The sequence below is a fragment of the Pseudomonas sp. TCU-HL1 genome, from assembly GCF_001708505.1.
Lineage (GTDB): Bacteria > Pseudomonadota > Gammaproteobacteria > Pseudomonadales > Pseudomonadaceae > Metapseudomonas.
The window spans coordinates 2,539,725-2,552,035 of record NZ_CP015992.1; the positions used below are offsets into that span (position 1 = coordinate 2,539,725).

Here is a 12,311-nt window from a genome sequence, read left to right on the forward strand (position 1 = left end):
AGATTAGGAAGGCGAAGCCTATCAAGCTTCGCGCAGGACCGTCAGTGGGCTTGCATTGAGCGCGCGGCGCGTGCCGATTACCCCGGCGGCGCCGATCAGCAGGGCGCCCAGCAGCGGCAAGGTCAGCAGCCACGGATGAGGTTGCCAGCCGAGGTCGAAGGCAAACCGATAGAGCAGGGCGCTGACCAGTTCACAGCCGAGGGCCGCGAGCAGCCCCGCGCAGGCCCCGAGCAGGGCGAACTCTGCCCGTCGCGAGCTGACCAGTAGCCGGCGTTCGGCGCCCAGGGCGCGTAGCAGGGCGCCCTGGCGAATGCGCTCGTCCAGGGTGGACTGCAAGCCGGCGAACAGCACGGCCAGCCCGGCTGCGAGCACGAACAACAGGACGAACTCCACTGCCAGGGTGACCTGGGCGAGGATGCTCCGCAGCTGCGCGAGGATGGCTTCCACTTGCAACAGGGTGACGGCCGGGAACGCTCGGGACAGCTCCACGAGCTCGCGGTCATGCCGGGGTGGCAGGTAGAAGCTGGTGAGGTAGGTGACGGGCAGGTCGGCGAGGCTGCCCGGGGCGAAGATCATGTAGAAGTTCGGCTGGAAGCTGTCCCAGTCCACTTCGCGCAGGCTGGTCACCTGGGCATCGCGCTGCAGGCCGCCGACGCTGAAGCTGAGACGGTCGCCCAGTTTCAGACCAAGGTTTTCGGCGAGCTTGGCCTCGACCGAGACGCCTGGCAACGCGGCCTTGGGAAGGTCGCTCCACCAGTGGCCCGCCACCAGGCGGTTGTCGCTGGGCAGCTGGGCGGCCCAGGTCAGGCTGAGGTCCCGTTGCACGGCACGTTCACCCTGGGAGTCCTTGCTCACCAACTGGCGCACGGCCTGGCCATTGATGGAGGTCAGGCGACCGGGCACCACTGGGTAGAGCGGCGTGGGGTGCGGCGAAAGGCTGGCTAGCCGGCTCGCGAAGGCATCCTTTTCGGCGGGCAGTACGTTGAGGGCGAAGTGGTTGGGGGCATTGTCCGGGAGTTGGTTCTGCCAGGTGTCCAGCAACTCGCCCCGCAACAGGGCGATCAGGGCCATGGCCAGCAGGATCAGGCCGAACGCCAGGGATTGCCCGGCAGCCGCAAGGGGGTAACGGAGCAGTTGGCCCAGGCCCAGGCGCCAGGGCAGGGCGGCGCTGGCGAGGGCGCGGCGCAATCCCTTGAGCCCGGCCAACAGTACGCCGCCGAGGAGCAGGGCGGCGATCAGGCCGCCGCCAAGCAGGGCAAGGGTCAGCTTCAAGTCGAGGCTGAGGCGCCACATGATCAGGCCCAGCGCGATCAGCGCGGCACCATATATAAGCCACGCACTGGCGGGGAGCGGCAGCAGGTCGCGGCGCAGTACGCGCAGTGGCGGCACTCGGCCCAGGGCGGCCAGCGGGGGGAGGGCAAAACCAGCGAGCGCGAGTAGCCCGGTGGCTATGCCTGCAAGCGCTGGCACTACGCCGCCGGCGGGAATGACTGCGGGCAAGAGTCCACCCAGCAATGTGAACAGCACGGTTTGCGCCAGCCAGCCAAGCAGGGCGCCAAGTAGGCTGGCGAACAGGCCCAGCAGTGCCAGCTGCAGGCCGAACAACAGCAGCGCCTCGCGGCGGGAAAGGCCGAGGCAGCGCAGCAGGGCGCTTGCGTCGTAACGGCGCGCGGCAAAGCGGGCAGCGGACAGCGCCACCGCGACACCGGCCAGCAGCACCGCTGCCAGACTGGCCAGGTTCAGGTAACGTTCGGCGCGGCCCAGGGCCCCGCCGATCTGGCGATTGCCCTGGCGGGCGTCTTCCAGTCGCTGGTTGGCTTCGAGGCCAGGTTCGATCGCCGCTCGATAGCGGGTCAGGGCTTCATTCGGGCCGCTCCAGAGTTCGCGGTAGCGAACGCGGCTGCCGGGCTGGACCACGCCAGTGGCGTCCAGGTCGTCCAGGCTGATGAGCACCCGCGGGGTGAGGCTGTAGAAATCGCCCGCGCGGTCGGGTTCGTAGGTCAGTACGCGGGACAGGCGCAGCGTCTTCTGTCCGACGTCGATGCTGTCGCCGGGCTTTAGATTCAGGGTGGCGAACAGGCGCGCCTCGGCCCAGGCTTCGCCCGCTTTCGGGCTGCTTCCAGCGGCCTCATCTCCATAGGGTTGCGCAGCGCTCTTGAGCTCGCCTCGCAGGGGGTAAGCCGTATCGACTGCCTTGACGCTGGCCAGCTGGATGCCGCTGTCGGCGGCGATCACGCTGGAGAACTCCACTGCGCGGGCATGTTTCAGCCCCAGTTGCAGGCCGCTGTCTACCTGATCGGCGGTGGCCGGCGACGAGCCGCTGAGCAGTAGGTCGGCACCGAGGAATTCGGTGGCGCGCAGCAGCATGGCGCCATTGAGGCGGGCGCTGAAGTAGCCGATGGCGCTGCTGGCTGCAACGGCCACCAACAGAGAGAAAAACAGCACGCGCAACTCGCCGCTGTGGGCGTCGCGCCACAGTTGCCGTGCCGCCATGTTCAGCAGACGGACGAAGGGCAGGCGCCGCATCAGGGTTCCACCTGTTCGACTAGACGGCCAGCTTCCAGGCGGATCAGGCGACGGCAACGGTGGGCCAGGCGCTCGTCGTGCGTGACCAGCACCAGGGTCGTGCCGCGTTCCTGATTGAGCTGGAAAAGCAGGTCGCTGATGCGCTCGCCCGTATGGCTGTCGAGGTTGCCGGTGGGTTCGTCTGCGAAGAGCACGTCGGGCTCGGCGGCGAAGGCGCGAGCGATGGCGACGCGTTGTTGTTCGCCACCGGAGAGTTGCCGCGGATAGTGGCTGAGGCGCTGGCCAAGGCCGACTCGCTCGAGTAACTGGCGCGCCCGCGAGCGTGCATCTCTGTGACCTTCCAGCTCCAGGGGCAGCATGACGTTTTCCAGGGCGTTGAGGTTGTCCAGCAACTGGAACGACTGGAACACGAATCCGACATGCTCGGCACGTATCCGTGCGCGCTGGTCCTCGTCGAGGCTGGAGAGTTCCCGCCCGGCTAGCCGCACTTCGCCGGCGCTGGGCAGGTCAAGGCCGGCAAGCAGGCCGAGGAGGGTGGATTTGCCGGAACCGGAACTGCCGACGATGGCCAGGCTGTCGCCTTTGCCGAGGTTGAGGGAGAGGTCATGAAGGATGATCAGCTCGCCTTCCGCGCTGGGAACCACTTTGCTAAGGTTCCGCGCATCGAGAATGCTTGCGCTCATGGAGAATCCAATGCGTGCCTGGTTGTTGGGCGGCTGCCTGTCCCTGTTGCTGTTGGCGCAGGAGGCCATGGCGGGGACCGTGCTGGTCGTCGGTGATAGTATCAGCGCCGCTTTCGGGCTGGAATCCAGCCAGGGGTGGGTCTCTTTGCTGGGAAAACGTCTTTCCGAGAAGGGCTACCCGCAGCAAGTGGTGAATGCTTCCATTAGCGGCGACACCAGCGCTGGCGGGCTTTCGCGCCTTCCTGCACTGCTTGCCGAGCACAAGCCGGAACTGGTGATTATCGAGCTGGGAGGCAATGATGGGCTGCGGGGCCAGCCGCCTGTGCAATTGCAACAGAATCTTGCCGGCATGATCGACAACGCCAGGCAGCAGGGTGCTTCCGTGCTGTTGCTGGGCATGCGCTTGCCGCCCAACTACGGCGTGCGCTACACCACGGCATTCGCCAACGTCTACAGCGCCCTCGCGACGGAGAAGCAGGTGCCGTTGGTGCCGTTCTTCCTTGACGGGGTAGGGGGCGTGCCGGAAATGATGCAACCCGATGGCATCCACCCGGCGGCTCAAGCCCAGTCACGGCTGCTGGAGAACCTCTGGCCGACCCTGGAACCCCTGCTCTGACGCTTTTCCCAAGGCTCGCTTTCGGATAATGTTGCGCACCCTCCCTGGAGTCCTCCATGCCGCGCACCGTCTGGTCCCTGTTTGGCTACAAAGTGATAGAGCCCGACGAGCAACTTGACCTGTTCGCTTGCCGCGAAGTGCGTCTGCATCTGGTGGCGCGTCAGCTCGAACTGGGTGGCTTCGCTGATCGGACCCTGTGCGGGGGCCTGCTGCCAGCGCAGCCGCGCTGGAGTAGTCTAGAACAGGGCCTGTTGCGTGATCGCCGTCTGTGCACCAACTGCCGCTCCACGCTCGAGGTCCAGCGGCAGGGGCAGCACGCGGTCTGGTCGGACGCCTGAGGGCTCCCGGCGCGGCGCGTGCCGGTGTAGAATTCCGAGTCTATTAATCAGTCAATTTGCCAAGGATTCCCGGATGTTGTCGCGCTTTCCAGCCGTCGCCCGCTCCCTGTCATTAGCGTCCCTGCTGGTGGCTGGCCCCGTCACAGCCCTCGAGTTGCCCCTGCCTCCGCCCGGTGAAGACATCGTTGGCCAGGTTCAGGTGATCAAGGCCAAGTACGAAGACACCTTCGCCGATATCGGCGTTGCCAATGACTTGGGCTACCTGGAAATGGTTGCCGCCAACCCCGGCGTCGATCCCTGGCTCCCGGGCGCGGGCACCGAGATCATCCTGCCGACCCGCTACATCTTGCCGCCGGGCCCGCGTGAAGGGATCGTGATCAACCTCGCCGAGTACCGCTTGTACTACTTCCCGAAAGGGCAGAACGTGGTGCACACCTATCCGCTGGGTATTGGTCGTGAAGGCTGGGGCTCGCCCGTCGCCGCCACCACCATTACGGCCAAGACGTCCAATCCGGCCTGGTATCCGCCCAAATCGATCCGTGAAGAGCACGCTGCCGACGGCGATCCGCTGCCGACCGTAGTGCCGCCGGGCCCGGATAACCCGCTTGGTCCGTTCAAGTTCAACCTGGGCGTTCCGGGTTACCTGATCCACGGTTCGAACAAGAAGTTCGGTATCGGTATGCGCGTAAGCCACGGCTGCTTCCGCATGCTCAACAACAACGTGCTGGCGTTGGCCGCCATGGCGCCGGTGGGCACCAAGGTTCGTATCCTGAACGAGCCCTACAAGTTCGGTGTCAGCGGCGGCAAGATTTACCTGGAAGCCCATGCGCCGCTGGATGACAATGGTGATCCGTCGGTAGTGGACAAGCACACGGCTGTGATCAATGCGCTTCTCAAGCGCGAGGATCTGGTCAACACCCTCCGCCTGAATTGGGATGTGGTGCGTGAAGTGGTTGCAGCCGAAGATGGCCTGCCGGTGGAGATCGCCGAGCCCAACTCGGCGGTGGCGGCCAGCATGCCCAATACTGAACTCTAAGCGAGCCTTCGCGTAACAAGAGCCCGCTGAGCGATATGCCAGCGGGCTTTCTTTTGCCCGCGATTCGGCATGCTCTGTAACTCAAGTCCGGATCAGCGTGGCTATTCAACTCACAAGTGGGCGGGATGAGAAAATGCAGGCATTAAAAAAGCCGACCCAGCGAACTGGATCGGCTTTTCCATAGCCCGGAAGGCTATTACTTGCGGCTGGCTTTTTCCAGCATGCGCAGGGCGCGCTCGTTAGCCTCGTCAGCGGTCTGCTGGGCTTTCTGAGCGGCGGCCAGAGCTTCGTCAGCCTTGCGGTAGGCTTCGTCAGCACGGGCTTGAGCGCGAGCAGCTGCGTCTTCAGTCGCAGTCAGACGAGCTTCAGTTTCTTTGGATACGCTGCTGCAACCGGTGGCCAGAACTGCGGCCAGAGCCAGAGCAGAGAATTTCAGAACGTTGTTCATCGTGTTCCCCTTAAGGTGGACATTTCCATAAAGCAATTCCCCGAGCTTGGGAAATTAGCCGGCGTACATACTACCCATAACTTGTAGTAAGTAAACTGACCTTGTGCAAGGCAAGCACATTTTTTTCAGCTTGCCGGCTAGTTCACGAGCAACTAGCGAGGTCGCTGGTCAAAAAACAGCCAGTCTGATTGTTCCTTGATCAGTCGAAATTGCAAGTGTAGGCCCAAGCCGGCACTGCGGAAGGCCTCTTCCCCCCCCCTATTCGGACAGGCGTCACTGCGACCTCGGACATGGATGTTGTTCATGTCGAGACTTGGCTTTGAAAATGGAACTTTCTGCAGAGAACCGAGAAATATCTTCATCTATACAAAGAGCGGCCGTGGTAGTGCCCGTGAGCCGCTGATAAGCTTGCCCGGCTTCCGATATCCATAGCGAAGCGCAGACTTCAAGGACGTCACTATGTCGAAGATTCTCAAGTGGGGATTGCTCTCGGTTCTGGTCGTGGGGCTGATCATCAAGTTGTCACTCTGGTGGTCGGTCAGGTCGATCATGGATGACGCGATCAGCAAGTTGTCGCCGGTGATGGATATTACCTATGGCGGCATTACTTCCTCCTTCGATGGCCGGGTTGGCCTCGAGAACGTTCAACTTCGTGTTCCTGCAGTGGGGGATAGCCTGCAGGTGAAGCAGGCAGAGCTGAAGTTCAAGAGTCTGCGCGAACTCCTCAGCTTCAAGGAGCGTCTGGCCGAGGGCAAGTTCCCTGAGCAGATGGCTGTCAGTCTGAAGGGCATCGCCCTGGAAGTGCATGGCCCGTTCATGCAGCAGCTTTACAACACGCCGGCCGAGCGCAGCGTCGTCACGGCCATGAGCGAAGTCGCGTGTGGCACGGTGCGCAACATAGGCACCGACGAGATGCTGGAAATGGGCTACCGGACACTGGAAACCGATGCCGAGTTCTCTTATCTGTTCCAGCCCGGCGCGCAGAAGCTCAGCCTGAACCTCACCTCTGACACCCGTGACATGGGCGAAGTGCGCCTGAGCATGTCGTTGTCTAACATGTCGGAGAAGCCAGGAGACCTGCGGGTCAATCCTCCGCATCTGTCCAGCGTGATCTTCGAGCTCAACGACAACCAGTATCAGCGCAAGGTCCAGCAGTTCTGCGCCGGCAAGCTCAGCCAGTCTGCGGAGGTCTACCTGAAGACGGCAGTGCAGCAGTTCGACACCGTGCTGCGCAGCCAGCGTATCGCCCTGGGGCAGCCGATGCTGGATGCCTACGGCCATTACCTGAAGGATCCGCAGTCGCTGCGGGTGGAACTGACGCCGAGCGAAGGCATGGCGTGGGACGGCCTGCAGTTCTTCGAGGCCAAGGATGTGGTCGCGATGCTGCGGCCGACGGTTCTGGTGAACCAGGAGCTGGTCCAGCCGGTCGAATTCGCCTGGGTCGACCCGGCTACTCGTAAAGAGCCGGCGGCGCTGGAGAAGATCACCGCTGCCACGGAGAAAGACGACATCGAACGTGCCGTGCAGCAGTACGAGTTCGTCAATGTTGCCGAACTGTCGGATTATGCCGGCAAGCGACTGCAGTTCATCACCTTCGATGGCGCCTATTACCAGGGTGTCTTGCACAAGGTGGAGAACGGGAAGGCTTATCTCAGCGTCCAGTTTGGATCGGGGACGGCTGAAATGTTCCTTCGGCTGGAAAAGATCGATAAGGTACGGGTTAGGTTTTAGAGCCCTCAGAGGAGTAGTGATGAGCGAGGCATTGTCCATCCACCATGACCAGGCTGGTCATCAGTTCGAGACCACCGTGGACGGTCATCGTGCATACCTGGCCTATATGGACCTGGGAAAACAGACATTGGACATCTATCGCACCTTCGTGCCAAACGTCCTGCGCGGTCGCGGCATCGCCGCGGCGTTGACTGAATCCGCGCTGGAATACGCCGAAGACCACGGCTACACCGTGATCCCATCCTGCTCCTACGTCGAACGTTACATCGAGCGTCGCCAGCGCCACTCCCAGCACAACGGCTGAATGGCTGCACAAACAAGAACGCCGGGCAATCGCCCGGCGTTTTCGTTTCTACCTGCCGATCAGCGCTGGCGCTTGGGCAGCACGTCCTTGAGCTTGGCGTGCATACTGCGCAGGGTCTTCTCGGTGGTGTCCCAGTCGATGCAGGCGTCGGTGATGGACACACCGTACTTCAGCTGGTCGAGTTCTTTCGGAATCGACTGGCTACCCCAGCCCAGGTGGCTTTCCACCATCAGGCCGACAATGGAGTTGTTGCCTTCCAGGATCTGGTTGGCGACGTTGTCCATGACCAGGGGTTGCAGGGCCGGGTCCTTGTTGGAGTTGGCATGGCTGCAGTCGACCATGATGTTCGGGCGGATGCCGGCCTTGGTCAGTTCCTGCTCACAAATCGCAACGCTCACCGAGTCATAGTTCGGCTTGCCGTTGCCACCGCGCAGTACCACGTGGCCATAGGCGTTGCCCTTGGTGGTGACGATGGAGACGCCGCCTTCCTGGTTGATACCGAGGAAGCGGTGCGGGCTGGATACCGATTGCAGGGCGTTGATCGCCACGGTCAGGCTGCCGTCGGTGCCGTTCTTGAAGCCGACAGCCGAGGACAGGCCAGAGGCCATTTCGCGGTGGGTCTGGGATTCGGTGGTGCGGGCGCCGATGGCCGACCAACTGATCAGGTCCTGCAGGTACTGCGGGGAGATCGGGTCCAATGCTTCGGTGGCGGTCGGCAGGCCTTTTTCGGCCAGGTCGCGCAGCAGCTGGCGGCCAATGTGCAGGCCGTCCTGGATCTTGAAGGAGTCGTCCAGGTAGGGGTCGTTGATCAGGCCTTTCCAGCCTACGGTGGTACGCGGCTTCTCGAAGTAAACGCGCATCACCAGGAAGAGGGTATCGGACAGTTCGGCAGCCAGACCCTTCAGACGGTCTGCGTATTCGTGAGCAGCCTTGATGTCGTGGATGGAGCAGGGGCCCACTACCACGAACAGGCGATGGTCCTTGCCATCGAGGATATTGCGGACCACCTCGCGACCGTTGGCGACGGTACGCAGGGCTTCGTCGGTCAGGGGAATTTCGCGCTTCAACTGCTCCGGCGTGATCAGGGTCTCGTTGGAGGCAACGTTAAGGTCGTCGATCTGTAAATCAGCCATCGTGCTTTTCATCGGTCAGGGTCGTCAGGTCACGGGTGCCGGCCGCCAGCGATCCCCGTATGGCGGAGAGCTCAGCAGTAAAAAAGCGGCGGGGACCGGAACCTTAACGCTTTCCACGCGACCTCGACAATGGCGAATGCATGTGCCGAACGTGGAAATTGCACGATTTCAGACGGGGGCGAAGTCTGCCGCGTGCAGGGCGATCCATTCCTGCGCCACCGCCTCGGGAGCCAGTGGGTGGCCTTCGGTCTCTTCGCGCTGCTTGCGGTACTGCTCGATCAGGCAGATCTGCTCCACCATCCGCGCGCGGAACATGTTCTCTTCATCGGTGAATGCGATGCCGATCATGTAGTCCTCCACGTACTTGTGGCACCAGGCTACCGTGCCGGAGAAGCGCGCCTGGTCGCTGAGGCACGGGATGCGCAGCTCAAGGGTGGTGCCCCGCCGAAAGGCACGCGCGGAGTTGCATGCCACCCCACCCAGGCTGATATCGTGCAGCCGCTGCAAGGGCATGTACTGGCCTTTGCGCGGAACCAACTCCACGGGCATTTCCGTGGGGTGACGCAGGAATTGACGCATGATCGCGAACTCCCGATGCCTCGAGTCCGGCATCGCACAAGACACTATAGTGCCTGGGTTCGAACTGACCGACCTCGACGCCGATCGCTGCTTGCTCGACCTGCCGGGTACCTCTCTGGTCATCTTCACCGGCGCGGGTTGTGCCAGCTGCCGCTGGGCGCGCCTGCACCTGCCAGGTGCGGCGCTGCCAGTGGATCGATTGTGCTGGATAGACGCCGGCAATAATGGTGGGTTGGTCCAGCGCTATGAGGTATTCCACCTGCCGGCGTTGTTCGTGGTTCGAAATGGCAATTTCCATGGCGCGCTGCACGCCAGCTTGCGGCGCGATGATCTGATCAATGCCCTGGGCCAGGCACTGGCCCGGCCGGCAGAGGAGCTTCCCTGAATGAGTTCAAGCAAACCGCGCATCGGTATCATCGGCACCGGCGCAATCGGCGGTTTTTATGGCGTGATGCTGGCCCGTGCCGGTTTCGACGTGCATTTCCTGCTGCGTAGCGAGTACGACGCCGTGGCGGCACGCGGCCTGCAGTTGAACAGCGTGGCCCACGGCGCCCAGGCGCTGTTTCCGGCCCAGGCGTACCGGGATGTGGCGGACATGCCGGCCTGCGATTGGCTGCTGGTAGGCGCCAAGACCACCAGCAATGCCGCACTGGCGCCGGTCATCGCCCAGGTTGCCGCGCCAGGCGCCAGGGTGGTGCTGTTGCAGAACGGCCTGGCGGTGGAAGACGCGTTGCGTCCGCTGTTGCCCGAGTCCCTGCACCTGCTCGGCGGCCTCTGCTACATCTGCGTGCACCGTTCGGCGCCGGGGGTGATCGAGCACCAGTCCCTGGGCGCGGTGAATCTCGGCTATCACTCCGGTCCGGCTCGCGATGACGCGGCGCGCCAGGCGCTGACGGAGGAGGGCTCGGCGCTGTTCAAGGCTGCCGGCATCGATTCGGCCGCCGTGGCCAACCTGGATCAGGCGCGCTGGCAGAAGTTGGTCTGGAACGTGCCCTACAACGGCCTTTCCGTATTGCTGAATGCCGGCACCACCGCGCTCATGGGCAACGCTGACAGCCGCGAGCTGATTCAGGCAATCATGCAGGAAGTGGTGGACGGCGCCACCGCGATCGGCCATCGCATCCCGGATAACTTCGCCGCCAAGCTGTTGGCTTCCACTGACCGCATGCCCGATTACCTGCCGAGCATGTACCACGATTTCGTGCAGAAGCGCCCGCTGGAACTCGGCGCCATCTATGAAGCACCGCTGGCTGCAGCCGCCGCCGCGGGATTCGAGATGCCGCGCATCCGAGCGCTCTACCAGGCGCTACGCTTCATCGACGCACGCAACCAGGGTTGAGGGGTGGACTTCCATGGGCAAAGGACTGGGTGACAAGCTGGTACTGGCGATTTCGTCGCGGGCGCTGTTCGACCTCGGCGAAAGCCATCGGGTGTACGAGGCGGAAGGCATCGAGGCCTATCGCCAGTATCAGATCGACCATGAGGATGAGGTGCTGGCCCCCGGCGACGCCTATCCGCTGGTAGAGAAGCTGCTGGGCCTGAATGAGTTGCTGGGCCAGCAGCGGGTGGAAGTCATCCTGGTCTCGCGCAACAGCGCCGACACCGGCCTGCGCGCCTTCAATTCCATCCAGCACTATGGTTTGGGGATCTCGCGCGCAGCTTTCGTTGGCGGGCGTAGCCCGGAACCTTACCTGGGCGCCTTTGGTTGTCACCTGTTCCTGTCCACCCATGCCGAAGACGTGCGCCGCGCCCTGCAAAGTGGCTACGCTGCCGCCACCATTCTGTCCGGCGGCCCGCGACGCGAGGGCAGCAACGAACTGCGCATCGCCTTCGACGGCGATGCGGTGTTGTTCTCCGATCATTCCGAGCGCATCTACCAGGCCGGCGGTCTCGAAGCCTTCCAGGCCCATGAGCGCAACTCGGCCCGCGAGCCGCTGGATGGTGGCCCCTTCAAACCCTTCCTCTCAGCCCTCAACCGGCTGCAGCAGGAGTTCCCGGCGGATGCCTGCCCGATACGCACGGCACTGGTCACGGCGCGCTCGGCACCGGCACACGAGCGAGTTATCCGCACGCTGCGCGACTGGGACATCCGTCTGGACGAGTCCTTCTTCCTGGGGGGGCTGGAAAAGGCCGCCATCCTCGAGACTTTCGGCGCGGACGTCTTCTTCGACGACCAGGCCGGACACTGCGAGAAAGCCCGCGATGTGGTGGCCACCGGGCATGTTCCCCATGGTGTGAGCAACGAGCCACAGTTCTGACTAAGCTCTGGTGAGGCCAGCCATGAACGGCGGTAGGAGGCCTCATGATCCGCTCCATTCTCTATGCCACGGACCTCGGTCTCTACGCCCCCTATGTCCTGCAACACGCCCTGTCCCTCGCCCGGGCGTACAACGCCCAACTCTATGTGGTGCACGCGGTCGAACCCCTTGGGTTGTTCGCCGAGTCCGTGCTGCAGACCTACCTGGATGATGACACCTTGAAGGAGCTCCGGGCCAAGGGCCTGGGGACCGTCATGTCGAGTATCGAGCAGCGGGTGCTGGAAGGTTTCCGCGATGAGATGGGCGAGGCCGTCCAGGACCTGGACATGATCCGCGCCGTGCGCGTGATCCAGGGCGATCCGCCGCTGGTCATCCTGGAAGAAGTGCAGAAGCTTTCGGTGGACCTGCTTGTGGTGGGGAGCCACAGCCATGGCACCTCGCTGGACACGCCACTCGGCCGCACCGCGGCGCGCCTGGTGCAGCTGTCCGAAGTTCCGGTGTACCTCGTCCCCATGCTGCAACATCGTGGGCGCAGTGACTTCTGATCACCGCTGGTCGCACGTTGTGCAAAGCGGAAAAAAACGTCTAGTTTTATTCAGCAAACCATTAATATGGTTATAAACGCCGCCGACATCCTGCGGCGTAACCGCTTTGAGGAT

Annotated in this window: 14 protein-coding genes; 9 read left to right on the forward strand and 5 right to left on the reverse strand. The window is 63.1% G+C overall.

Translation table 11 applies throughout. The features are described from left to right. Positions 1-21: 21 nt before the first annotated feature. Complete coding sequence (locus tag THL1_RS11760) at positions 22-2,526, reverse strand: ABC transporter permease (RefSeq protein ID WP_069083437.1); 2,505 nt, start codon at positions 2,524-2,526, stop codon at positions 22-24. Continuing rightward, positions 2,526-3,209, reverse strand: a complete 684-nt coding sequence (locus tag THL1_RS11765) for an ABC transporter ATP-binding protein (RefSeq protein ID WP_069083438.1) — start codon at positions 3,207-3,209, stop codon at positions 2,526-2,528. Before THL1_RS11765 ends, THL1_RS11760 begins: the two co-directional genes overlap by 1 nt. A 10-nt stretch (positions 3,210-3,219) precedes the next feature. On the opposite strand from THL1_RS11765, the gene THL1_RS11770 reads away from it, so the two are divergent. From THL1_RS11770 to THL1_RS11780, 3 genes are all read left to right on the forward strand, one after another. Further along, positions 3,220-3,825 carry an arylesterase gene (locus THL1_RS11770; RefSeq protein WP_069083439.1) on the forward strand — a complete coding sequence of 202 codons (606 nt, stop codon included), beginning with the start codon at positions 3,220-3,222 and terminating at the stop codon, positions 3,823-3,825. 56 nt (positions 3,826-3,881) lie between these two features. Continuing rightward, positions 3,882-4,163 (forward strand): hypothetical protein, encoded by a 282-nt coding sequence (locus tag THL1_RS11775; protein WP_069083440.1) that lies wholly within the window; start codon positions 3,882-3,884, stop codon positions 4,161-4,163. Between the two features lie 73 nt (positions 4,164-4,236). Next, positions 4,237-5,199 carry a L,D-transpeptidase family protein gene (locus tag THL1_RS11780; RefSeq protein ID WP_069083441.1) on the forward strand — a complete coding sequence of 321 codons (963 nt, stop codon included), beginning with the start codon at positions 4,237-4,239 and terminating at the stop codon, positions 5,197-5,199. Positions 5,200-5,395: 196 nt separating this feature from the next. Here THL1_RS11780 and oprI read toward each other — a convergent pair whose 3' ends face one another. Further along, complete coding sequence (gene oprI / locus THL1_RS11785) at positions 5,396-5,647, reverse strand: outer membrane lipoprotei OprI (RefSeq protein ID WP_003448337.1); 252 nt, start codon at positions 5,645-5,647, stop codon at positions 5,396-5,398. Between the two features lie 459 nt (positions 5,648-6,106). On the opposite strand from oprI, the gene THL1_RS11790 reads away from it, so the two are divergent. Continuing rightward, entirely contained in the window at positions 6,107-7,378 is a 1,272-nt protein-coding gene (locus THL1_RS11790; RefSeq protein ID WP_069083442.1) for a hypothetical protein, read from the forward strand. Between the two features lie 19 nt (positions 7,379-7,397). Then, a complete protein-coding gene (locus tag THL1_RS11795; protein ID WP_069083443.1) occupies positions 7,398-7,682 on the forward strand; it encodes a GNAT family N-acetyltransferase in 285 nt (94 codons plus the stop codon). A 59-nt stretch (positions 7,683-7,741) separates the two neighbouring features. On the opposite strand, the gene THL1_RS11800 is transcribed toward THL1_RS11795, so the two are convergent. Further along, complete coding sequence (locus THL1_RS11800; protein WP_069083444.1) at positions 7,742-8,815, reverse strand: 3-deoxy-7-phosphoheptulonate synthase; 1,074 nt, start codon at positions 8,813-8,815, stop codon at positions 7,742-7,744. Positions 8,816-8,983: 168 nt separating this feature from the next. Further along, a complete protein-coding gene (locus tag THL1_RS11805; protein ID WP_069083445.1) occupies positions 8,984-9,394 on the reverse strand; it encodes a PilZ domain-containing protein in 411 nt (136 codons plus the stop codon). Between THL1_RS11805 and THL1_RS11810 the strand changes: the two genes are divergently transcribed. From THL1_RS11810 to THL1_RS11825, 4 genes are read left to right on the forward strand one after another with little or no spacing between them, the layout of a single operon-like run. Next, a complete protein-coding gene (locus THL1_RS11810; protein WP_069083446.1) occupies positions 9,393-9,779 on the forward strand; it encodes a thioredoxin in 387 nt (128 codons plus the stop codon). The two genes, THL1_RS11805 and THL1_RS11810, sit on opposite strands and share 2 nt — an antisense overlap. Then, positions 9,780-10,733 carry a putative 2-dehydropantoate 2-reductase gene (locus tag THL1_RS11815; protein ID WP_069083447.1) on the forward strand — a complete coding sequence of 318 codons (954 nt, stop codon included), beginning with the start codon at positions 9,780-9,782 and terminating at the stop codon, positions 10,731-10,733. It abuts the gene before it with no gap. Between the two features lie 13 nt (positions 10,734-10,746). Next, on the forward strand, positions 10,747-11,652 hold the full coding sequence (locus tag THL1_RS11820; RefSeq protein ID WP_069083448.1) for a 5'-nucleotidase: 906 nt from the start codon (positions 10,747-10,749) through the stop codon (positions 11,650-11,652). A gap of 44 nt (positions 11,653-11,696) precedes the next feature. Next, complete coding sequence (locus tag THL1_RS11825; protein WP_069083449.1) at positions 11,697-12,197, forward strand: universal stress protein; 501 nt, start codon at positions 11,697-11,699, stop codon at positions 12,195-12,197. The last annotated feature ends 114 nt before the right edge of the window (positions 12,198-12,311 follow it).